Raw genomic sequence first — 21,313 nt, 5'->3', positions numbered from 1 at the left:
CAAAGCCGCAAGATGAAGCGTTCAGTTCCTTTCGAGATATTCCGCTATGCCGCGATCTTTGCGGCAATGGCGGTGACGCTGGTGCCGATCCTGTGGATGATGTCGATGGCGTTCAAGCCGATCGCCGAATGGTCGGCGACCGGCGTCGACCTGACCTGGTGGCCGAAGAACCCGACACTCAGCAATTTCCGCTTCGTCTTCGGTGAATCGACCAACAATCTTATCGTCGCGCTCGACCGCACAGCTTTGAAGCCGATCCTGTCGTCGCTGCTGTCGGCCACGTTCGGCACGGCGATCGCCATGTCGGCGGGCACAGCGGCGGCCTACGGGCTGTCGCGCTTCAACTCGGGCCAAAACCTGCCGCTGGCGCTGATCCAGCTTCGCCTGTTTCCGCCGATGGCGGTCATGACCCCGGTGATGATCATGTGGGCCTTCCTCAACTTCACCGACAGCTGGTGGGGGCTGTCGCTGATCTACGGCATCGTCACGCTGCCTTTCGCCTTCTGGCTGATGAAGACCTTCTTCGACGACATGCCGCGCGAGATCGAGGAGGCGGCACTGGTCGAGGGCTGTTCGCGGTGGCGCGTCTTCACCCGCATCACGCTGCCGATGATGCGGGCGCCGCTGGCCAGTGCCGCGCTGTTCGTCTTCATCCTCAACTGGTCGGACTATCTGATTGCGCTGCTTCTGACGACGCGCGAATGGGTCACGGTCCCGGTCTACATGGCCTCGCTGTCCTCCTCGATGACCGGACAGCTCTACGGCGCCAAGGCAGCTCTCGGCCTGATCGCCGCGGTGCCGCCGGTGATCATGGGCATCGCCATCCAGCGTCATCTGGTGCGCGGGCTGACCTTCGGGGCGCTCAAGCAATGAGCTCGGTGACAGCCACGATTTCGGAGGGCGACATGCAAGCCTCCAAGGCGGCGTCGGTGTTGCCGGACGAGGGCGCGCGGCTCGGATTCCGGCTGACCCTGCCGGCGCAGATCCTGGTGCTGTTCATCGCCGTCTTCCCGCTGCTGATGCAGCTCTACATCAGCCTGACCGACTGGTCGCCGCTGTCGGGCACCGGCTGGTGGAATGCCTGGTCGATGTGGAACAGTTTCGCCAATTACACCGACCTTGCCGCGGACGCGCGCTTCTGGAGCGCGCTGAAGCGCACGGCCATCGTCATGATCGTCTGCGTGCCGGCGGAGTTCCTGCTCGGCCTCGCGCTGGCGACGCTGTTTGCCGACGAGTTTCCCGGCAAGCGGATCTTCTATTCGATCCTCTTGATGCCGATGATGGTGGTGCCGGCGGTGGCCGGCTACATGTTCTTCATGCTGTTTCAGTCGGGCGGCCCGGTCAACGACATCCTGTCGGCGATGTCAGGCTTTCCCGTCACCATCGCCTGGCTCTCGGATCCGACGCTGGCGCTGATCGCGGTGATGGTCGCCGACATCTGGCAGTGGACGCCGCTGATGTTCCTGATCCTGCTTGCCGGCCTGGTCGGCGTGCCGGAGGACCAGATCAAGGCGGCGACGCTGCTCGGCGCCAACCCCTGGCAGCGCTTCGTCACCATCGTGCTGCCGAAGATGAAGACGATCATCATCATTGCGCTGGCGATCCGGGTGATCGAGAACTTCAAAATATTCGACACCCTCTACATCATGACCGGCGGCGGTCCCGGGGTCGCTACCGAAACCATCTCCGTTTACATCTACAAGCTCACCACGCAGGACCTGATCTGGGGCTATGTGGCGGCAATCGCGCTGGCCATATTGATCGTGCTGTCCATCGCCGCTGTGTTTGCCATGAAACGCATGGCCCGGGTACGCGAGGTGGCGGCATGAGCACGATCCATCTGCAAAACCTTGTCAAGAAATTTGGCGACTTCACTGCGCTGCAGACGATGGATCTGGCCATTGCCGACGGCGAGTTCATGGCGCTGCTCGGGCCGTCCGGCTGCGGCAAGTCGACGACGATGAACATGATCGCCGGCATGGAAGAGCCGACCAGCGGCAAGATCCTGTTCGGCGAACGCGACATGGCCGGCGTGCCGATGGGGCGGCGCGGCGTCGGCTTCGTCTTCCAGAACTATGCGATCTTCACTCATATGACCGTGCGGCAGAACCTCGCCTACGGCCCGAAAATGCGCGGCGCACCAAAGGCCGAGATCGACCGCCGCGTCGGCGCCATTGCCGAGATGCTGCAGCTGACGCCGCTGCTCGACCGCAAGGCGGACAGGCTGTCGGTCAACATATTGCAGAGGGTCGCGATCGGCCGTTCGGCGATCATGGAGCCGGCGATCTTCCTGCTCGACGAGCCGCTGTCTAATGTCGACGCCGCCTTCCGGGCGGTGATGCGGACCGAACTGAAGCAACTGCAGCGCCAGTTCCGGCAAACCATGGTCTATGTCACCCACGACCAGCTCGAGGCGATGACCATGGCCGACCGCATCGCGGTGATGGACCATGGCGTGCTGCAGCAGGTCGGTACGCCGCTGGAGGTCTACAACAATCCGGCCAATGTCTTCGTTGCCCGCTTCATCGGCGCGCCGGGCATGAACCTGCTCAAGGGCTGGTTGGCGGAAAGTGACCGTGGCCTGGTCGTCGACCTCGGGCCGCTCGGCGTAACACCGCCGCTGCCGGTCGAGATCGCCGATGCCGCACGCCGGATGCGCGGCGAGGTGTTTTATGGCTTTCGACCGGAGCTGGTGACGCTGGCTGAAGGCGGCCGTGGCCTGTCCATTCCGGTGAGTTTCGTCGAGCGGATCGGCGCGCGCACCATCATCCACCTTGGCGACGGCGAGACTGCGGTGAAGGCGGTGTTCGACAATGATGTCGGGCTGGCGATCGGGCAGACAGCCATCGTCGCGCCTGCGACGGAGGCGGTGCGTGTCTTCGACGCCGCCACCGGCCTTGCGTTGAAAGCAGGTTGAGATGGCCGATATCGTTTTCCGCAATGTAACAAAGCGCTACGGCAACACGCTGGCCGTCGACGATGCCTCGTTCACGGTCAACGACAACGAGTTCTTCTGCTTCTTCGGGCCGCCGCTGTCGGGCAAGTCGACGATACTCCGTCTGGTGCTCGGGCTGGAAACCCCGGACACGGGCGAGATCCTGATTGGCGGCAAGCCGGTCAACACGGTGTCGCCGGCGGAGCGCAATGTCGCCATGGTGTTCCAGAATCTGGCGCTGTTCCCGCATATGAGCGCGCGCGACAACATCCGTTTTCCTTTGGTCGAGCGGAAGGTGGCAGAGGCCGAGATCGAAAAACGCGTCGCCGATGTCGCGGCCAAGCTGCATATCAGACATATCCTGCACAAACCGCCGGCGCAGCTTTCCGGCGGTGAGCGGCAGCGCGTCGCGATCGCCCGCGCGCTGGTGCGTGATCCGGCTGCCTATTTGATGGACGATCCGATCTCGGCGCTCGACGCCCGGCTGCGCGAGGAGACGCGCGTCGAGCTCAAGCGCATCCAGCGCGAGCTCGGCAAGACGCTGATCTATGTCACGCACGACCAGGAAGAGGCGATGTCGGTCGCCGACCGCATGGCCATACTGGAGAGCGGCAAGATCAGGCAGATCGGCGCGCCGGCCGAGATCTATGACCGGCCGGCCAGCACCTATGTGGCGCGGCTGCTCGGCTCGCCGATGATGAACATATTGAAGTCGGTGCACGGCGCGGAAGGCGTGGAGGCGGCCGAAGGCACGATCCGCATCGCGGACAAGGCGGCGCCGGCCGATGCCGTCGAGATCGGGCTCAGGCCGGAAGACATCAAGGTCAAGGCCTGGTCGGATGGAATCTCGGACGGGGGCGCGGGCCGCCCGGCGCGAGTGTTCGAGGTCGAGCCGCTCGGCGGCTACACCGTGGTGACGCTCGCCGCCGGGCAGGCGCGCCTGCGGGCGCTGTTGCGCGGCCAGCCGGACATCAGGCCGGACGCGATGGTGGCGATATCCTGCGAGCCGGGCAGGGTGCATTATTTCGGGCAAAGCGGGGAAGCGCTGGCAAGATGACGGCGGCTGCAAGAAACGAGCTTCGGGAGGAACATATGGCAAGCGAAGAAATAGCGGGCAACGGCTTCGAGCCGGACGTTAAAGTCCGCACCAGGGAATACAGGATCGGCTGCGTCGGCGCCGGTATGATCATGGCCGAATGTCACCTTGCCGCCTACAAGGAAGCCGGTTTTCCGGTGGTGGCGATCGCCTCGCGCACCAAGGCCAGCGCCGAGAAGGTCGCCAAGCGCTGGGATATCCCGACCGTCCATAACACGCCGGAACAACTCATCGAGGACAAGAACGTCGAGATCATCGATCTTGCCTTTCCGCCGGACCAGCAGCCGGCGCTGATCCGCCATGCGCTGAACCAAGCACATATCAAGGCGATCCTGGCGCAGAAGCCACTGGCGCTGTCGCTCGATGAAGCCGTCAAACTGCGCGACGAGGCGGCCAAGGCCGGCAAGATCCTCTCGGTCAACCAGAACATGCGTTACGACCAGTCGATGCGCGTCTTGAAGCAGATCATCGACAGCGGCGCGCTCGGCGACATCGTCTTCGCCCAGATCGACATGCATGCGATGCCGCACTGGCAGACCTTCCTCGAGGACTATGACCGGCTGACGCTCGCCAATATGAGCGTCCACCATCTCGACGTACTGCGCTTCCTGTTCGGCGATCCCCTGGAGATCACCACCCTGACCCGCAAGGATCCGCGCACCCGCTTTGATCATTCGGACGGCATCATCGTGTCGACGCTGCGGTTCCCGTCCGGCGTGCTCGCCGTATCGCTGGAGGATGTCTGGTCCGGTCCGCGCCAGGAGGGCTACCAGGACGACCAGCACATCAACTGGCGCGTCGACGGCACCAAGGGTGTCGCCAAAGGCACCATCGGCTGGCCGACGGGCGCTGCGTCGACGCTGACCTACGCCTCGACCGAGACCACCGATGGTCAATGGGTGACACCCAGCTGGGACACGATGTGGTTCCCGCATGCTTTCATCGGCGTCATGGAGCAGCTTCAGCACGCGGTTAAGACGGGCGAGCCGCCAGCGCTGTCCGTCGCGGACAATGTCAAGACCATGGCGCTGGTCGAAGCCGGCTACCGCTCGATCGACAAAGGCCGGACGGTCAAGCTTTCCGAAATATCAACTGACTGAATCACTTACAGGGAGGAATTCACACCATGATGCAGGCAGGTATTTTCACGGGTTATTTCCCGTATGGCCTCAAGGAAACCGCGCAGAAGATCCGTGCGCTCGATTTCAACACCGTGCAGCTCGACCTGCATTTCAGGGATATCGACCTGTCGTCCGGGCAGATCACCAAGGACAAGGCCAAGACCGTCCGCGATACGTTCCGCGACCACAATCTGCCGATCTGCTGTGTGTCGGGCTACACCAACATCATCCATCCGGATATGGGCGAGCGCGAGAAGCGCGTCGGCTATTTGAAGGAGATCATCCGCAACGCACGCCATTTCGGCACCCCTTACGTGATCTCGGAAACCGGTACCTACAACACCGAGTCCGACTGGGTGCATCACCCGAAGAACAAGACCGAGGAAGGTTTTGAGGAATGCCGCAAGGTCATCGCCGACCTTGCCCAGACCGCCTATGACCACGGTGCGGTCTTCCTGCTCGAAACCTATGTCAACAATGTCGTCGGCTCGGTCGAAGAGACGGTGAGGATGTTCGCGCAGGTCGACCACCCAGGCCTCGGCCTGTTGATGGACCCGACCAACTATTTCGAAACCCACAACATCGACCGGATGGACCAGATCCTGAACCAGGTGTTCGACACGCTGACCGACAAGATCAAGATCGCCCACGCCAAGGACGTCAAACGCTCCGGCGGCGACAAATCGGAGAAGCACGCTGACATCGGCGACGAGGACGCGCTGGAGAGCCACACCTTCCGCGGCGTCGGCGAGATCGAACTGCCGGCGCCCGGCCTCGGTTCGCTGAATTACGACCTCTATCTCAAGCGGCTGGCCGAAAAGCACCCGAACATCCCGGTCATCATCGAGCATCTTTCGGAAGACGACGTGCCGCGCGCTAAGAAATTCGTCGACGGGAAATTCCGCGCCAACGGACTGTGATGGCGCGGTTCGGTTAAGAAACAAGGGAGGAAGAGAAATGTTGAAACTCGCGTTGAAAATCGCGGCTGCGGCGACGGTTCTTGCCGGTGTGGCGCTGGGTACGCCGGCGCTGGCGCAGGACGCTCAGAAGACGTTTTACCTGTTGTCGCATGGCGGCCCGTCGGACGCCTTCTGGATCGACTGGAATGCCGGCGCGACCAAGGCCTGCGACCAGCTCAAGGTGACCTGCAAGATCTCGTTCAGCGGCGGCGACATGGCGGCGCAGAAGGAGGCCTTCAATTCGGCCCTTGCCGCTAAGCCGGACGGCATCGCCACCACCTCGGCGCAGCCCGGCCTATGGACCGAGGAGGTCAAGGCAGCGAAGGCGGCCGGCATCCCGATCGTGTTCTTCAATACCGACGATCCGGCAACCGGCCGGCAAGCCTATGTCGGCGCCGATCTCAAGGAAGCCGGTGTCATCTGGGCGAAATATCTGGTCGACCACAAAATGGTGAATCAGGGCGACAAGGTGTTCCTGCCGGTCGAAGTGCCGGGCGCCAGCTACCAGCAGCTCGAGACCGAAGGCATTGCCAGCGTCTTCGATCCGCTCGGCATCAAATATGACGTGGTCGATTGCGGCACCGATCCGGCCGGCATCATCGCCAAGATGACCGACTACATGGTCGCCAACAACCCGCCGGCAATCATCGCGCTCGGCGATTCCGTAGCGGCCAGCGTCAAGCGGGTGTTCGACGGCGCCGGCGTGCCGGCCGGCAAGATTCCGGTCGTCGGCTGGGGCAATTCGAAGGAAACGGCCGAGTCCGTCAAGGCCGGTTTCGTCAACGCGGCTGCCTGGCAGTTCCCGTCGGCGCAGGGCTTCATGCCGGTGGCGCTGCTCGGGTTGGCCGCCGCCGGCGAACCGATCGGCTACGACATCCACACTTTCAGCCTCTACGACGCCTCAAGCGTCGAACCGATCCTGAAACTCTACAACAAGTGATTGGAACTGACGCTCGCCGCGCAGGCGGCGGGCCTCACCCTGGCGTATGGTTCGAGCTGTCATGACAATTGCCGCAGAAGAGGAAATGCCGCGTGCCAAACGCAGGTCGAGCCTGATCCGCTCGCCGCAGTTCTCGTCGCTCGTCATCCTGATCGTCCTGCTGGCGGTGTTCGCGATCGCCGATGCGAACTTCCTGTCGCCGCTCAACATCTCCAACATGATGGCGTTCCTGCCCGAGCTCGGCATCATAGCGCTCGGCATGACGCTGCTTCTGACGGCGGGCGAGTTCGACCTTTCGGTTGGTGCTGTGTTCGGACTGGCGCCGGTTGTCGTCATGCTTCTGGTGCAGAACGGCGGGGTGGATATTGGCGTGGCGCTGCTGGCCGGCCTGCTGCTCTGCATAGCGATCGGTGCTATCAACGGGCTGATCGTCACCAAGATCGGCATCTCCTCCTTCCTGGTGACGCTGTCGATGCTGCTGGTTGTGCGTGGGGCAGCGCTTTACATCACCCAAGGCTTTCCGCTGAAGTCCTGGGACCAGCCCGGCTTCTTCGTGACGCTGCTGGCCGGCAGCTTCAATATCGGAACGTTCCGTTTCTATACCTCGCTGTGGTGGTTTATCGGCCTGTCGCTGCTGGCAATCTATGTGCTGCGCTACGCCAAGCTCGGCAACTGGATCAGCGCCATCGGCTCGAACCGTAACGCTGCCGTAGCGCGCGGTGTGCCGGCCGATGCGGTCAAGATCTGGCTGTTCATCCTGACCTCGGTGCTGGCCGGTCTCGCCGGCATGATCAGCGCCTTCCGCATCTCTGCCGCCTCGCCGGTGGCCGGCACCGGCTACGAACTCGAAGTGATCGCCATGGTGGTGGTCGGCGGCACGGCGCTGACCGGTGGGCGCGGCACCATTTTAGGTACCATCGTCGGCGCGCTGATGCTGCGCAGCATCCGCAACGGCATCGTGCTGATCGGCGTGCCTGGGCTCGCCTACAACATCTTCGTCGGCGTCATCATCCTTGCCATGCTCATTCTGCACGCTTTGCTGCAGAAGAACGCCGCCAGGAGCTGACCATGGAAGTGCTTCGGCTGCACAACCTGCAAAAGTCCTTCGGCAGCGTCCGCGCCCTGAAGAGCGCCTCCTTCACGCTCAACGAGGGCGAAGTGGTGGCCTTGCTCGGCGACAACGGCGCCGGCAAATCGACGTTGATCAAGGCGATCTCCGGGGTGTTTCCGGTCGACCGCGGCGACATCTATGTGCGCGGCCAGAAGGTCTCCATCCGCTCGACGCGCGATGCGATGGATCTCGGCATCGAGACCATCCACCAGGACACCTCGCTGGCACCGGACCTCAGCATCGCGCGCAATCTTTTCCTCGGCCGCGAGCCGGTCAACCTCAAATGGCTGGGTGTGTTCGCGCCGCTCGATCTCGCGCAATTGCGCGATGCCGCCTCGGCTCTTTTGAAGCGCGTCGGCATCTCGAAGAAGCTCGACGCCGATGCGCTGGTCAGCACGCTGTCGGGCGGCGAACGCCAGTCGATCGCCATCTCGCGCGCCATGCAATTCGCCGCCAAGGTCATCATCCTCGACGAGCCGACCAACAATCTCGGCGTCGAGGAAACGCACGGCGTGCTGCGCTTCGTCAAGGAAGTGCGCGACGCCGGTCACTCGGTGCTTTTGATCACCCACAACATCCATCACGTCTTCCAGGTCGCCGACCGCATCATCGTCATGCGGCGCGGCGAGATCGTCGCCGAGCAGACGGTCGCCGACACCGACCTGCTGACCGTGGAAAGTATCATCACCGGCGCCGACATGTCGGCCCTGCTCAAGGAGACGAGAGCCAAGTGAAGGACGGGAGCAAAGTGAAGGAACTGGCCGTCACATGGTAGAGCTTTACGGCAAGACGCTGTCGCGCCGGCAGGTCTCGGAACGCTCGGGCATGCTGTCGCAGTTCGCCGGCGTGCGACTGATGACGCTTGGCGACGGCGTCGAGCGCGGCATCCGCATGCTCGAATTCCGCACCGGCTCGGGCCTGCGCTTCACCGCGCTGGTCGACCGGGCGCTCGATATCGCCGATTGCGACTTCAAGGGCCAGGCGATCGGCTGGCATTCGCCGAGCGGCTTTCGCAATCCCGGCCTGCACGAGTATGAAGGCGAGGACGGGCTGGCCTGGGCGCGGTCGTTTTCCGGCCTTCTACTGACCTGCGGCCTCGACCATATATTGTTCATGAACGAGGTACCCGCCGACACCTACAACTATCCGCCGAAGAAGACGGTGCGCCATTCGCTGCATGGCCGCATCAGCACCATCCCGGCGCGGCTGAGTGGCTACGGCGAGACCTGGGACGGCGACCGCTGCGTGTTGTGGGCCGAAGGCATCGTCCAGCAATCGACTGTATTCGGCGAGGATCTGCATCTATTGCGGCGGATCGAGGCCGATGTCGGCGGCAACGAGATCCGGCTTTCGGACCGTGTCGTCAATCACGGTTTCAACCGAACACCGCATATGTTTTTCTACCACATCAATGTCAGCCATCCGGTGCTTGACGAGGGCGCGCGCTATCTGGCGCCGATAAGGGATGTCGTTTGGGCCGGGCATGCCGGCGAGCGTTATGAGGCGCAAAAGGTCGGCTATCGCACGGTCCCGGCGCCGCAGCCGCGTTTCAGCGAACAGGTCTGGCAGCACGAGCTCGGCGCTGGCAGCACCGGCGAAGTCCCGGTGGCGGTGGTCAACGATAGGCTCGGCCTCGGGTTCGAGGTGGTCACGCGCAAGGACCAATTGCCCTGCACCTACCAATGGCAGAATTTCCAGGCTGGACAGTACGCGCTTGGCATCGAGCCGTCGACGCATCATGTGCTGGGAAATCTGGCGGCGCGCGAACGCGGCGAGATGATCTGGCTGGAGCACGGCGAGAGCCGCTCGTACGATGCGGTGTTCCGGGTTCTCGACGGCGCCGGCGAGATCGCCGCCGCCGAGAGCCGGATCGCGGCAATCGCCAGGCAGCCGCAGCAGGATTATCCCCAGCCGTCGGGCCGTTTTCCTGTTCTTGGAGGCAGGTCGTGATAATGGCTAGGACGATACGAGACACCAGTTGGGAGGCTGGTCCCGGCCGGAGCGGGGAGGGTTCGCGGCCGAGCTGGAATTGGAGGTCACAATGGCTGGCACGGTAAAGCGCGATTACAGCCTGGTCGGCGAAAGCACGCGCAGGGCGATCGAGACGGGACTGGCCTCGGCGGAGTGGTACCACACCGATGTCCCCCGCAAGGCGATCAAGGAGTTGATGCAGCGCTCAGACGGCCCGGCGATCCGCGACACGATCATCTGGATCATCGCCATCCTCGGCTCCGCCGCCGGCGCCATCTATTTCTGGGGCACCTGGTGGTGCGTGCCGTTCTTCTTCGTCTACGGCGTGCTCTACGGCTCCTCCAGCGACTCGCGTTGGCACGAATGCGGCCACGGCACGGCTTTCCGCACGCGCTGGATGAACGATGTCGTCTACCAGATCGCCAGCTTCATGCTGATGCGCAATCCGGTGACCTGGCGCTGGAGCCATGCCCGGCACCATACAGACACGATCATCGTCGGCCGCGACGCCGAGATCGCCGTGATGCGCCCGCCGGACCTGCTGCGTGCCGCGCTGGCTTTCACCGGCATCCTCGATTTTCGCTATTCGCTTCCGGCGCTGGTACGCCAGGCGTTCGGCAAGCTGACGCCCGACGAGAAAAGCTACGTTCCCGAGATGGAACAGCACAAGGCCGTCATCGCGGCGCGCTGGCATATCGCGATCTACATCGCGACGATCGCGCTCGCCGTGTTCATGCGGTCGTGGATACCGGTGGTGCTCATCGGCGTGCCGCGCCTCTACGGCACCTGGCACATGGTGCTAACCGGCCTGCTGCAGCATATCGGTCTGGCCGACAACGTCGTCGACCACCGGCTCAACACCAGGACCGTGTACATGAATCCGATCAGCCGGTTCATCTACTGGAACATGAACTACCACGTCGAGCATCACATGTTCCCGATGGTACCCTATCACGCGCTGCCCAGGCTGCATGAACTGATCAAACACGATCTGCCGGAGCCGAACCCGTCGATATGGCATGCCTATCGCGAGGTCTGGCCGGTCCTGCTCAGGCAGCTCAAATACGAGGACTATTTCCTCAAGCGCGAATTGCCGCCGACGGCACGGCCCTATCGTGGCGAGTTCCACGAAGTGAACATGTCGGCAGCGGCTGAGTAGGCACCGCACCAGCGCAACGCAGGAATTTCAGGAGAGATGGAAATGGCCGATTGGGTCGAGGCGTGCGCCGTGGACGATGTCGAAGAGGAAGATGTCATCCGCTTCGACCATGCCGGCCGCACCTTCGCGATCTACCGTTCGCCGGACGATGAATTCTTCGCCACCGACGGGTTTTGTACGCATGAACAGGCGCATCTGGCCGACGGGCTTGTCATGGACGACATCATCGAATGCCCCAAGCACAATGGCCGCTTCAATTACAAGACCGGCCAGGCGAAGGGCGCTCCCGTTTGCGTCAATCTCGCGACCTATCCAGTCAAGGTCGAAGCTGGCAAGGTGATGATCCAGATCGCCTGACCGGCCTTCTGTCACGTAGCAAAGGGGACCAAAATCCATGAGCCGGAAAAGACCGACCGTCGCCGACCTGCGCGCCATGAAGGGCAAGCGGCAGCTGACCATGCTGCGCGTGCTGACGATGGACGAGGCCGAGGCCGCCGAACGCGCCGGCGTCGATATCGTCTCGGTGCCGCCGGAGCTGGTGCTCAATCCGCAATACCGCGATGCGGCACCCAGCCTGTTCACCATGCCGGGCGAGAATTTCTTCGAGATCGGCACCGCGGATGATTTTGTCCGCTGGGCGTTCCGGCTCTACAAGGCCAGCGCCGATGCGGTCTATTGCAGCGCCGGCTACGCCACCATCAAACGGATGGCCGACGATGCAATTCCGGTGATCGGGCATGTCGGCCTCATCCCGTCACGCGCCACCTGGACCGGCGGCTTCAAGGCCGTCGGCAAGACCGCCGATACCGCCATGCAGGTGTTCGAGGCGGTGAAGCAACTGGAGGCCGCCGGCGCGATCGGCGCCGAGATCGAGGTGGTGCCAGTCGAGGTGGCCAAGGCGATTTCGGAACGCACATCGCTGATCATGTTGTCTATGGGGGCGGGCACCGGCTGCGATGCGCAATACCTGTTCGCAGACGATATCCTCGGCCAGAACCGTGGCCACATGCCGCGCCATTCCAAGGTCTATCGCAATTTCGCCGCCGAATACGATCGGCTGCAGGCCGAACGCATCGCTGCCTTTTCCGAATATGTCGCCGATGTGAACAGCCTGGCGTATCCCGAAGACAGGCACGTCGTGCACATGGACCCGGACCAGCTCAGCCTGTTCCTGGAGAAGATCGAAGCCGCATGAGACACGCCGGCAGTGGCGCGAAGCGCCATCGCGGATCGTAAAAACGCCGGTTCGGCGGCAGGGCCAGGTCATCGCATAGCCGGGCTGCGATGCCACACGAAAGTTTGTTGGTCCATGTCTGGACGGCACCGGCCAAATGCTGTTGAAACCGGTGCGTCATCGGTTTGCCGGACATTTGTGCGGCTGCCGATGGGGCGGGAGAAGATTCCCCTTCGGACAGTTCTACGCATGACCGCCATTCCCGAAGACAAAGCCTTACCCGAAACCGCGCCGGCGGCGCGGCAAGCCCGGCGGGTGGCGCTGATCGTCGCCGTCGCCTTCTTCATGCAGCTTCTGGATTCGACCATCATCTCGACCTCGCTGCCGCAGATGGGAGAATCCTTCGGCGTGCCGGCGGTGGCGATGAGCATCGGCATAACCGTCTATATGCTGACCATGGCGGTGTTCGTGCCACTGTCCGGCTGGCTCGCGGACCGCTTCGGCGCGCGCAACATCTTCCTCGTGGCGATCGCCCTGTTCACGCTGGCCTCAATCATTTGCGGCGTCTCGCAGAACCTGGCCGAGTTCGTTGCCGCGCGCGCGGTGCAGGGCCTGGGTAGTGCGCTGATGACACCGGTCGGCCGCATCCTGGTGCTGCGCAATGCGCCGAAATCCGAGCTTCTCAACGCCACGGCGCTGATCACCTGGCCGGCGCTGTTTGCGCCGGTGGTCGGGCCGGTGCTTGGCGGCTTCATCACCACCTATCTCTCCTGGCACTGGAATTTCTTCATCAACATTCCGCTCGGGGTTGCCGGTTTGGCGCTGGTTGCCCGCTTCATTCCCAGCGACCGCGAAGCTGGGGCCAAGCCGCTCGACTGGCCGGGCTTCCTGCTGACCTCGGTGGGGCTCGCCGCGATGCTCTATGGCCTCGAGCGCATCGCGCATCCGGAAGAGGGTGCCTTGCCGACCGTGGTAGTGCTCGGCACGGGCATTTTGGTCAGCTGGCTGGCGGTGCGGCACCTGCGACGCGCCAACCATCCGCTGCTCGATCTCACAGCGTTCAAGGTGCAGACCTTTGCCCTATCGACGCTGTCGGCCGGCACGATTTTCCGCATCGCCATCAACGCCACGCCGTTCCTGCTGCCGCTTTTGTTCCAGGTTGGCTTCGGCCTGAGCCCGGTCGATGCTGGCATGATGGTCCTGGCCTATTTCCTCGGCAATCTCGGTATGAAGGCGGTGACGACGCCGACGCTGAGGCGGTTCGGCTTCCGTTCGGTGCTGATCGTCAACGGAGTGATCGCCTCTTTGTCGATCATGGCCTGCGCGGCGCTTACGCCGCAGACGCCGAAAGCGTTGGTGGTGGTGCTGATGCTGATCGCCGGACTGTCGCGTTCGATGCAGTTCACCGCGCTCAACACACTGGCCTTCGCCGATGTGGCCTCACCGCAGCGTAGCTCGGCGGCGACGTTGTCCAGCATGCTGCAGCAGGTGGCGATGCTGTTCGGCGTGGCGGTCGCGGCGGCGCTGCTCAACCTGTCGCAGATCGCCAGGGGCGCTGCGGCGCTCGATCTCGTCGACTTCCGACTTGCCTTCCTGGCGATCGGCGCAATCGGGCTCGTCGCCTCGTTCCGCTTTCTGGCGTTGCCGAAGGCCGCCGGCGCCGAGGTCTCGGGCCATGTTTTGCGGATTTGACGCAAGCTGCGCGGCGAGCGCGGACATAAATTCTGCCTGCTCCGCTCGTCCTGGAGCGAACCTTCGCCAGCGGTTCGATCAGCGCGATCAATTGCAAAAGTGCTTGAGTTCCAGGCATTGCGCCAGCCTCGCAATCGGTGCGTCCAACCGCGGAATTTCCTCGCAAGCCGGCCTGCAATGCGCGGATTCATTTGACGAATTGGTCTTGAGCCGATTAGCTTTCGTTCCGATGGCCGCAGAGGGAGCAGGGCGTAGCCATCGCGGGTGAAAGCGGGCAATGAACGCGACCGGCTGGCTAAACTGGAGAAGCCTGAACCAGGAGGGCATTGTCTTTGCCATCGCGGTCGTGCTGTTCATTGCCGCCGCGATCGGACTGCCCGGGTTTATCAATTCGAACAATCTCGTTGCCATCGTGCGCTCGGTCTCGGTGCTGGGCATATTGGCGCTCGGCATGGCGGTCGTCATTATCGGCAGGGGCATCGACCTGTCGGCGGTGGCGATCATGGCGATGTCGGTCGCCTGGTATCTGCAATTGCTGAATTCGGGGATGTCCGACGGGCTGGCCTTCGCCTATGTGCTAGCCGGCGTTCTCGCCATCGGGCTTTTGAACGGCATTTTGGTCGCCTACGCCGAGGTTCCGGCGATCTTCGTGACGCTGGCGACCGCGTCCTTGGTCTTCGGCTATGTGCGCTCACAATTGATCACACAGGACGCCGTGCCGGTGCCGCCCGGCCATTGGGTCGAGCTTCTGGGCGGGCTTCGGTTCCTCGACATCCCGGTCGAGGTTTTTGTCTTCGCCGGGCTGGCTTTCGCCTTTTTCCTGTTCCTGCGCTACACCAAATGGGGCCGCTACGTCTATTTCGCCGGCGACAACCCGGTTGCGGCGCGCAATATCGGCATTCCAGTGCGCCCGATGCTGGTGCTGCGCTACGTGTTGTCGGCCTTGGTCTCGCTGATTGCCGGCTTGCTCACCGCCGCCAGCCTGCATTCGATCAACACCCGCATCGTCAATTCCACGCTGCTCTACGACATCGTGCTGGTGGCGGTGATCGGCGGCATCGGCCTATCGGGCGGGCGGGGCGGGGTGCGCAACGTGCTAGTGGGGGCCGCGCTGATCGGCATCCTGCTCAACGCCATGACCATCATCGACATTCCGCTGCTCTATCAGAACCTGATCAAGGCGGCGATCCTGCTGGCGGCGATCATCGTCGATGGGTTCATCAATCCGCGCGACGAGCAGACCGCGCAGCAAGGCGACATCTAGACTGACGCGTACGGTTGGGGCCGACCGCGAACGACAACGACCAAACCAGAGGATGTGACATGAAAATCATCAGGACATTTATGGCCGCCGCGGCAGCGCTTGCCGTCTCCGCATTCCTGGCGCCAAGCTTTGCCGCCGAAGATCCGGGTCCGGGCGCCTATTCGCAAGCGCTCAAGGGCAAGCGCGTGATGCTGGTGCCGATGGCGATGGGCTTCGACCTGGCACAGGGCTGGGCGCATTACCTGAAGACGGAGGTCGAGGCCTGGGGCGGCGTGTTCGAGACGCGTGACCCGAACTGGGTGGTCGATGCCGGCGCGCAGGCGATAACCGACGCGATCTCGTCGGACACCAGGCCGGACGTGCTGATCATCCACTCGCCCGACCTCAACTCCTATGCCAAGCTGATGAAGAAGGCGCAGGCCGCCGGCACCTATGTCCTGCTGGTCGACAATCCGGCGAACTTCCCGGCCGATGCCTTTGTCGGCAGCGACTGGGATCGGCTCGGCCAGCTGGAAGCCGAAGCGGCGATCAAGGGTTGTGGGCCGAACTCCTCCAAGAAGATCGGGCTGGTGCAGGGCGACCAGGCCAACTCGTCGAGCTTGTACCAGTATGCCGGCATCATGAAGGTGCTGGACAAGAACCCCGACTTCAAGGTGGTGGCCAAGCCTGACTCCAACTGGGATGCGACGACCTCGCGCAACGTGACGACGACGATGCTGCAGCAGAACCCCGACATCTGCGCCATCATCGATTTTTGGGACGGCGACGCGACGGGCGCATCTGCTGCGATCCGCGATGCCAAGCTCGAGGGCAAAGTCTTTCTGGTCACCACTGGCGGTGGCGAAAAGACTGCCGATTGCGACAAGCTGCAGGACGGCACCTATGGCGCGGTGGTGATGACCGACCTTGCCCGCCAGTCGGGCGACATGAACGCCGTCATCAAGTTCCTGCTGCAGAGTGGCCAGCCGGCCGGCACCTCGCACACCTACATCTATACGCTGGAGAAAGCGACAACCAAGGCCGACCTCAAGCCAGACAGCTGCTGGGACTTGAAAGCACTGCAAGCCCAAGCTGCGGCCAAGTAAACCGCGGGTCCGTTGCAAGCATCGATGAGGTGGCCGGACCTGGTTCGGCCGCCTCTTTCTCTCTTGAGTGGCAGCAGCAACCGATGTCCTTTCGCGAACGCCTTCAATCCTGGCGCTACAATCTCGTGCCCGACCACCTCGTCGGCGAGATCCTAAGCAAACGCTGGACTGATAACGCCATTCCGTTCCTGGCGCTGGTGGCGACGCTCAGCGTGTTCGGTTCGATCATTCCCGGCTTCTTCAAGCCGATGTCGCTGCAGGAATCGACCCGCCAGCTCGGCGAATTTTCGCTGGTCGTCACCGGCATGACGGTGGTCATGCTCGGCGGCGGCATCGACCTTTCGGTCGGCTCGATCTTCGCGCTGTCCTGCTTTTCCGCCGTGTTCGTCTTCTTCATCCTCGAACAGTCGGTGTGGCTGGCGCTGGCCGCCTCGATCGCCACCGGCCTGCTGTTCGGCGCGATCAACGGCTACCTGATCGGCTATTTCAGGCTGCGCGCTTTCCTGACGACACTGGTCACCTTCATTTTCGGGCGGGCGCTGTTCGACATACTGGTCACCACCTATGCCGCCGACGTCCAGCTTTCCGATGCCACATCGGATGTGCTGGACTTCATCGGCGACGACACCTTCTGGGGCCTTTCGGTTGCGGTGTGGGCAGCGATTATCCTGGCGATCATTACCCATGTCGCGCTGACGCGCTCGCGGCCCGGCTGGCATGTGCAGGCGGTGGGCGGGTCGCGGCGATCGGCCCACAATGCCGGCATCCGCGTGCGCCGCACCGTGTTCATGACTTATGTGTTCTCCGGCTTCTGCGCCTCGCTCGGCGGCTTTCTCATCGCCTGCCGGCTGAGCGGGGCAGGGCCGGGCACAGGCCTCAATCTCGAGGTCATGGCTTTGACGGCAGCGGTCGTCGGCGGCGTCAGCCTGGGCGGCGGCCGCGGCTCGGTGATCAAGGGGCTGATGGGCGCGATCATCGTGCTGACGATGACCAACGGGCTGATCCGGCTGGGCTATGGCACCGGCACCAACCAGATGGTGCTGGGCATCATGCTGGCAGTTGCCGTCACCATCGACATTCGCTGGCTAAAGAACCGCCACAAGGTGCTGGACGAGGTCTATGTGGCACCGGTCTATTTGAAGATGGGGGCAACGCAGTCGGCGGCACCGGGCTCCGGCACCCCTTACGAGCTCGACAACCGGCTGTCGGAGGCTGACCATATCGGGCTCGGCGAGCTGGAAGGGCCGGAAGACGTCATCCTCGACCGCGACGACCATCTCTATTGCGGCACCAGGCATGGCGAGATCGTCCGTTTCTTTGCGCCGGACTACAAACACTCGGAGGTCTTTGCCCATATTGGCGGCTTTCCGCTCGGCCTGGCCTTCGACAAAACAGGCAATCTGATCAGCTGCGTCGGCGCCATGGGCCTTTATTCGGTCTCGCCGGAGCGCGAGGTAAAGCGGCTATCGGCGGAAACGTCGCGCTCCTGGACTTCGATCGTCGACGATGCGCGGCTGCGAGACCCCAATGACTGCGATATCGCGCCGGACGGCCGCATCTACTTCACCGATTCCACCAAGCGCTATGACGCGCACGACTGGGCGCTGGACTCGATCGAGAACCGCGCCACCGGGCGGCTGCTCGTCTATGACCCGAAGGACGGTTCGACGAAGACGTTGCTGGACGGCTACCGCTACACCAACGGCGTGTGCATGGCGCATGACGGCAAGTCGCTGTTCTTTGCCGAAAGCTGGGCCTGCCGCGTGCACCGCTACTGGCTGGAAGGGCCGAAAGCAGGCACCGCAGAATGCGTCATCCGCGACATGCCGGGCTACCCCGACAACATCAACCGCGCCTCCGACGGCAACTACTGGATGGCCTGGCTTGGCATGCGCACGCCGAGCTTCGACCTGTCGCTGCGGCATCCCGACATGCGCAAGCGCATGACGCGCCGGCTGCCGCAGGACGAATGGCTGTTCCCCAACATCAACACCGGCGGTGTGGTGAAATTCAACGAGAAGGGCGGCATCGTCGAAGCGATGGGCGACCTGTCGGGCGCCGTGCATCCGATGGTCACTTCGATGCGCGAGCACAAGGGTTTTCTGTTCGTCGGCGGTATCCTCAACAACCGCATCGGCCGCTACCGGATTGCCGCTGCCGATCCGAACTGGACCAGCCCCGCTTCCTATTGGGGAGCGAAGCCATGATGCTGGACCCGATCCTCGACATCTTTCGCGGCAAGGCGGTGACCATCCCGCCGCTCGATGGCGCCTTCAGGCCGAATACGCTGCTGGACGATGTTGCGGCCTTCGCCGAACTGCCCGAGCCCGATAATCTGCTGGTCGCCGACGGCCGGCTGCTGGTTTCCAGTGCCAATGCCGTCTACGCGGTCACCGCCGGTGCCGCGCCGACGATAGTCGAGACATTTCCGTCCCCGGTCATCGCGCTCGCGCGCTCGCCCGCCGGCGAACTGACGGTCGGGCTCGAAAGCGGCAGGCTGTTGATCGCACGCAAGGAGGCCGCCCTGCCGGCCGAGATCCGCTGCATCACAGCGCTCGCCTACGCAGAAGATGGCACGCTTTGGCTGGCCAATGGCTCGGCCCACCACGCGCCGTCGCAATGGGCCGCGGATCTGATGAAGAAGGGCGCTTCCGGTTCGCTGTGGAAGCGCGATCCGGCAGGCAGCGAATTCCGCAAGCTCGCCGGTGACATCGCCTTTCCCTATGGGCTGTATCCAACCGGCAAGGATGTGTTGGTCAGCGAGAGCTGGCGGCACCAACTCGTCCGCTTCGATAGCGCGACAGGCAGCCGCTCGACGGTGCTGGCGCATCTGCCTGGCTATCCCTCGCGCCTGTCGCCTGCCGCCGGTGGCGGTGCCTGGCTGGCGCTGTTTGCGCCCCGCAACCGGCTGATCGAATTCGTGCTGCAGGAAACGCACTATCGAAACGACATGCTGGCGCAAGTGTCACCCCAACACTGGATCGCGCCGGCACTTGCCTCCAACCGCAGCTTCCTCGAGCCGCTGCAATGCGGCGGCATTCGCACCATGGGCATTCACAAGCCATGGTCGCCGAGCCGCTCCTACGGCCTGGTGGTCAGGCTCGACCGGGAGATGCGGCCGCAATTCAGCCTGCACAGCCGCGCCAACGGCACGCGCCACGGCATCTGCAGCGTGGCGGAGAAAGACGGTCGCCTGTTCATTGCCTCGAAAGGCGGCGATTGCCTGCTGGCCATCGACTTGGGTCCAGGAGGACATCGCTGATGGAACCGATCGTCCGCCTGGAGAACGTGACCAAGACCTATCGCGGCGTGCCCGCGGTGAAGAATGTCAGCTTCGAGCTGCGCAAGGGCGAGATCCACGCGCTGCTCGGCGAGAATGGCGCGGGAAAATCGACGCTGACCAAGATCATCGCCGGCGTCGTCGACGCGACCTCGGGAAAGATGTTCCACAACGGGCAGGAGATCGCCTACGCCTCGCCGCATGCGGCCCTTCAAGCCGGTATCGCCATGGTGTTCCAGGAGACCAGCCTGGTGCCGTCGATGACGGTGGCGCAGAACCTTTATCTCGGCACGGAAAGCTTTCTCAACCGGCTGCGCGGCACCTACATTTCAGCGCAGCAATTCCTGCAGTCGTTGAACTTTCCCGTCGACCCGAACGCCATGGTGGCGACGCTGGGCGCGGCCAAACGGCAGATGGTCGAGATCGCGCGCGCCGTCCACCACAATGCCGAGATCATCATCTTCGACGAGCCGACGGCGACGCTGACGCCGGAGGAGAAGCGGCACTTCTTCGCGCTGATCCGCCGGCTCAAGGCAAGGGGTGTGTCGATCGTCTTCATCAGCCATGCGCTCGAAGAGGCGCTTGATGTCGCCGACCGCATCACCATTCTGCGCGACGGCGAACTGGTGATCACCGACGACACAGCCGCCTTCGATCGCGACAGGATCGTCGCCGCCATGGTCGGGCGCACGCTGTCGGGGCAGCTCTACAGCCAGCGCGACGAGGCCAAGCTGCGCAAGGCCGGCAAGAAGGTGCTGTCGGTGCAGGACATCTCGATGAGCAATGTCGTGCGCAACAATTCCTTCTCGATCTTCGAGGGCCAGATCACCGGGGTGTTCGGGCTGATCGGCTCGGGTCGCACCGAGACGTTCAAGATCGTTTCCGGCATCTACAAGCGCGACTTCCTGCGCGGCGGCACCATAGAGCTGGACGACCGGCCGGTGCGCTATCTCGTTCCGAGCGAGGCGGTGGCGGACGGCATCGTCTATGTCACCGAAGACCGCAAGAGCGAGGGGATTTTCGAGACCATGGACGTTGCCGAGAACCTGTTCGGCGGCTTTTTGGCGGCCGGGCGGGAAAAGGGCTGGGTGATCAATGCGCAGGAGATGCGGGCGCTGTCGGCCGAATGGACCAAGACGCTGAACGTCAAGGCGATCAACGACAATGCGCGGGTGGTCGAGCTCTCGGGCGGCAACCAGCAGAAGGTGGTGATCGGCAAGGGGCTGGTGCAGAAGCCGCGCATCGTCATCTTCGACGAGCCGACGCGCGGCGTCGATGTCGGTGCGATCGCCGAAATCCACCAGATCATCAACCGGCTGGCCGATGAGGGCCTGGCCGTCGTCGTCATCTCGTCCTACCTGCCGGAGATCATGAACCTGTCCGACCGCATCCTGGTCTGCCGGCAAGGCCGCATCGTCGAGGAGTTCTCGCCGGCCGAGGCGACGGAGGAGAAGATCATGTATGCGGCGGTTCATTAGGTTCCAGGCGATGCGTACTTCGACAATTGGCGGAGTCACCAGTCCATT

19 protein-coding genes are annotated in these 21,313 nt (G+C 63.2%); all 19 read left to right on the top strand.

Annotated features, from left to right (window positions below; translation table 11 throughout):
- The first annotated feature begins 12 nt into the window (after nucleotides 1–12).
- Complete coding sequence (locus NKH01_RS16310; RefSeq protein ID WP_353021134.1) at nucleotides 13–873, top strand: carbohydrate ABC transporter permease; 861 nt, start codon at nucleotides 13–15, stop codon at nucleotides 871–873.
- The gene (locus tag NKH01_RS16305) at nucleotides 870–1,829 is read left to right on the top strand and encodes a carbohydrate ABC transporter permease (protein WP_023721284.1); all 960 of its coding nucleotides are present in this window, start codon (nucleotides 870–872) and stop codon (nucleotides 1,827–1,829) included. The genes NKH01_RS16310 and NKH01_RS16305 overlap by 4 nt, the downstream gene beginning before the upstream one ends.
- Complete coding sequence (locus NKH01_RS16300; RefSeq protein WP_353021130.1) at nucleotides 1,826–2,917, top strand: ABC transporter ATP-binding protein; 1,092 nt, start codon at nucleotides 1,826–1,828, stop codon at nucleotides 2,915–2,917. Before NKH01_RS16305 ends, NKH01_RS16300 begins: the two co-directional genes overlap by 4 nt.
- A gap of 1 nt (nucleotide 2,918) precedes the next feature.
- Nucleotides 2,919–3,992, top strand: coding sequence for an ABC transporter ATP-binding protein (locus NKH01_RS16295; protein WP_353021127.1), 1,074 nt, complete (start codon nucleotides 2,919–2,921; stop codon nucleotides 3,990–3,992).
- Nucleotides 3,993–4,027: 35 nt separating this feature from the next.
- Complete coding sequence (locus NKH01_RS16290; protein ID WP_353021124.1) at nucleotides 4,028–5,131, top strand: Gfo/Idh/MocA family protein; 1,104 nt, start codon at nucleotides 4,028–4,030, stop codon at nucleotides 5,129–5,131.
- A 26-nt stretch (nucleotides 5,132–5,157) separates the two neighbouring features.
- On the top strand, nucleotides 5,158–6,072 hold the full coding sequence (locus NKH01_RS16285; RefSeq protein ID WP_353021122.1) for a sugar phosphate isomerase/epimerase family protein: 915 nt from the start codon (nucleotides 5,158–5,160) through the stop codon (nucleotides 6,070–6,072).
- 37 nt (nucleotides 6,073–6,109) lie between these two features.
- On the top strand, nucleotides 6,110–7,051 hold the full coding sequence (locus NKH01_RS16280; protein WP_353021120.1) for a sugar ABC transporter substrate-binding protein: 942 nt from the start codon (nucleotides 6,110–6,112) through the stop codon (nucleotides 7,049–7,051).
- A gap of 61 nt (nucleotides 7,052–7,112) precedes the next feature.
- Complete coding sequence (locus NKH01_RS16275) at nucleotides 7,113–8,117, top strand: ABC transporter permease (RefSeq protein ID WP_352908821.1); 1,005 nt, start codon at nucleotides 7,113–7,115, stop codon at nucleotides 8,115–8,117.
- Nucleotides 8,114–8,896, top strand: a complete 783-nt coding sequence (locus tag NKH01_RS16270; RefSeq protein ID WP_352481708.1) for an ATP-binding cassette domain-containing protein — start codon at nucleotides 8,114–8,116, stop codon at nucleotides 8,894–8,896. Before NKH01_RS16275 ends, NKH01_RS16270 begins: the two co-directional genes overlap by 4 nt.
- 34 nt (nucleotides 8,897–8,930) lie before the next feature.
- On the top strand, nucleotides 8,931–10,112 hold the full coding sequence (locus tag NKH01_RS16265) for an aldose 1-epimerase family protein (protein WP_023721276.1): 1,182 nt from the start codon (nucleotides 8,931–8,933) through the stop codon (nucleotides 10,110–10,112).
- 91 nt (nucleotides 10,113–10,203) lie between these two features.
- Entirely contained in the window at nucleotides 10,204–11,292 is a 1,089-nt protein-coding gene (locus tag NKH01_RS16260; protein WP_353021118.1) for a fatty acid desaturase family protein, read from the top strand.
- Between the two features lie 42 nt (nucleotides 11,293–11,334).
- Entirely contained in the window at nucleotides 11,335–11,649 is a 315-nt protein-coding gene (locus NKH01_RS16255; protein ID WP_353021115.1) for a MocE family 2Fe-2S type ferredoxin, read from the top strand.
- 37 nt (nucleotides 11,650–11,686) lie between these two features.
- A complete protein-coding gene (locus NKH01_RS16250; protein WP_023675787.1) occupies nucleotides 11,687–12,487 on the top strand; it encodes a 3-methyl-2-oxobutanoate hydroxymethyltransferase in 801 nt (266 codons plus the stop codon).
- A 228-nt stretch (nucleotides 12,488–12,715) separates the two neighbouring features.
- Nucleotides 12,716–14,158 (top strand): DHA2 family efflux MFS transporter permease subunit, encoded by a 1,443-nt coding sequence (locus NKH01_RS16245; RefSeq protein ID WP_353021113.1) that lies wholly within the window; start codon nucleotides 12,716–12,718, stop codon nucleotides 14,156–14,158.
- Nucleotides 14,159–14,435: 277 nt separating this feature from the next.
- A complete protein-coding gene (locus NKH01_RS16240; RefSeq protein ID WP_352589799.1) occupies nucleotides 14,436–15,422 on the top strand; it encodes an ABC transporter permease in 987 nt (328 codons plus the stop codon).
- A gap of 59 nt (nucleotides 15,423–15,481) precedes the next feature.
- Nucleotides 15,482–16,507, top strand: coding sequence for a sugar ABC transporter substrate-binding protein (locus tag NKH01_RS16235; RefSeq protein ID WP_353021110.1), 1,026 nt, complete (start codon nucleotides 15,482–15,484; stop codon nucleotides 16,505–16,507).
- Nucleotides 16,508–16,590: 83 nt separating this feature from the next.
- Nucleotides 16,591–18,714 carry an ABC transporter permease gene (locus NKH01_RS16230; RefSeq protein ID WP_353021107.1) on the top strand — a complete coding sequence of 708 codons (2,124 nt, stop codon included), beginning with the start codon at nucleotides 16,591–16,593 and terminating at the stop codon, nucleotides 18,712–18,714.
- A complete protein-coding gene (locus NKH01_RS16225) occupies nucleotides 18,711–19,769 on the top strand; it encodes an SMP-30/gluconolactonase/LRE family protein (protein ID WP_353021104.1) in 1,059 nt (352 codons plus the stop codon). The genes NKH01_RS16230 and NKH01_RS16225 overlap by 4 nt, the downstream gene beginning before the upstream one ends.
- Entirely contained in the window at nucleotides 19,769–21,265 is a 1,497-nt protein-coding gene (locus tag NKH01_RS16220; RefSeq protein WP_023721268.1) for a sugar ABC transporter ATP-binding protein, read from the top strand. The genes NKH01_RS16225 and NKH01_RS16220 overlap by 1 nt, the downstream gene beginning before the upstream one ends.
- Nucleotides 21,266–21,313 lie beyond the last annotated feature (48 nt).

The sequence above is a fragment of the Mesorhizobium sp. M1403 genome, assembly GCF_040317695.1.
In the GTDB taxonomy this organism is placed as follows: domain Bacteria; phylum Pseudomonadota; class Alphaproteobacteria; order Rhizobiales; family Rhizobiaceae; genus Mesorhizobium.
Note: the sequence above shows the minus strand (reverse complement) of the source record. Positions and strands in the feature narration are given on the sequence as shown.

Excerpts from the sequence above, each read along its gene's own strand:
- NKH01_RS16220 (WP_023721268.1), top strand. The coding sequence starts at position 19,769 with ATGGAACCGATCGTCCGCCTGGAGAACGTGACCAAGACCTATCGCGGC.
- NKH01_RS16305 (WP_023721284.1), top strand. The coding sequence starts at position 870 with ATGAGCTCGGTGACAGCCACGATTTCGGAGGGCGACATGCAAGCCTCC.
- NKH01_RS16245 (WP_353021113.1), top strand. The coding sequence starts at position 12,716 with ATGACCGCCATTCCCGAAGACAAAGCCTTACCCGAAACCGCGCCGGCG.
- NKH01_RS16235 (WP_353021110.1), top strand. The coding sequence starts at position 15,482 with ATGAAAATCATCAGGACATTTATGGCCGCCGCGGCAGCGCTTGCCGTC.
- NKH01_RS16300 (WP_353021130.1), top strand. The coding sequence starts at position 1,826 with ATGAGCACGATCCATCTGCAAAACCTTGTCAAGAAATTTGGCGACTTC.
- NKH01_RS16265 (WP_023721276.1), top strand. The coding sequence starts at position 8,931 with ATGGTAGAGCTTTACGGCAAGACGCTGTCGCGCCGGCAGGTCTCGGAA.
- NKH01_RS16280 (WP_353021120.1), top strand. The coding sequence starts at position 6,110 with ATGTTGAAACTCGCGTTGAAAATCGCGGCTGCGGCGACGGTTCTTGCC.
- NKH01_RS16295 (WP_353021127.1), top strand. The coding sequence starts at position 2,919 with ATGGCCGATATCGTTTTCCGCAATGTAACAAAGCGCTACGGCAACACG.
- NKH01_RS16255 (WP_353021115.1), top strand. The coding sequence starts at position 11,335 with ATGGCCGATTGGGTCGAGGCGTGCGCCGTGGACGATGTCGAAGAGGAA.
- NKH01_RS16310 (WP_353021134.1), top strand. The coding sequence starts at position 13 with ATGAAGCGTTCAGTTCCTTTCGAGATATTCCGCTATGCCGCGATCTTT.
- NKH01_RS16240 (WP_352589799.1), top strand. The coding sequence starts at position 14,436 with ATGAACGCGACCGGCTGGCTAAACTGGAGAAGCCTGAACCAGGAGGGC.
- NKH01_RS16285 (WP_353021122.1), top strand. The coding sequence starts at position 5,158 with ATGATGCAGGCAGGTATTTTCACGGGTTATTTCCCGTATGGCCTCAAG.
- NKH01_RS16260 (WP_353021118.1), top strand. The coding sequence starts at position 10,204 with ATGGCTGGCACGGTAAAGCGCGATTACAGCCTGGTCGGCGAAAGCACG.
- NKH01_RS16275 (WP_352908821.1), top strand. The coding sequence starts at position 7,113 with ATGACAATTGCCGCAGAAGAGGAAATGCCGCGTGCCAAACGCAGGTCG.
- NKH01_RS16225 (WP_353021104.1), top strand. The coding sequence starts at position 18,711 with ATGATGCTGGACCCGATCCTCGACATCTTTCGCGGCAAGGCGGTGACC.
- NKH01_RS16230 (WP_353021107.1), top strand. The coding sequence starts at position 16,591 with ATGTCCTTTCGCGAACGCCTTCAATCCTGGCGCTACAATCTCGTGCCC.
- NKH01_RS16250 (WP_023675787.1), top strand. The coding sequence starts at position 11,687 with ATGAGCCGGAAAAGACCGACCGTCGCCGACCTGCGCGCCATGAAGGGC.
- NKH01_RS16290 (WP_353021124.1), top strand. The coding sequence starts at position 4,028 with ATGGCAAGCGAAGAAATAGCGGGCAACGGCTTCGAGCCGGACGTTAAA.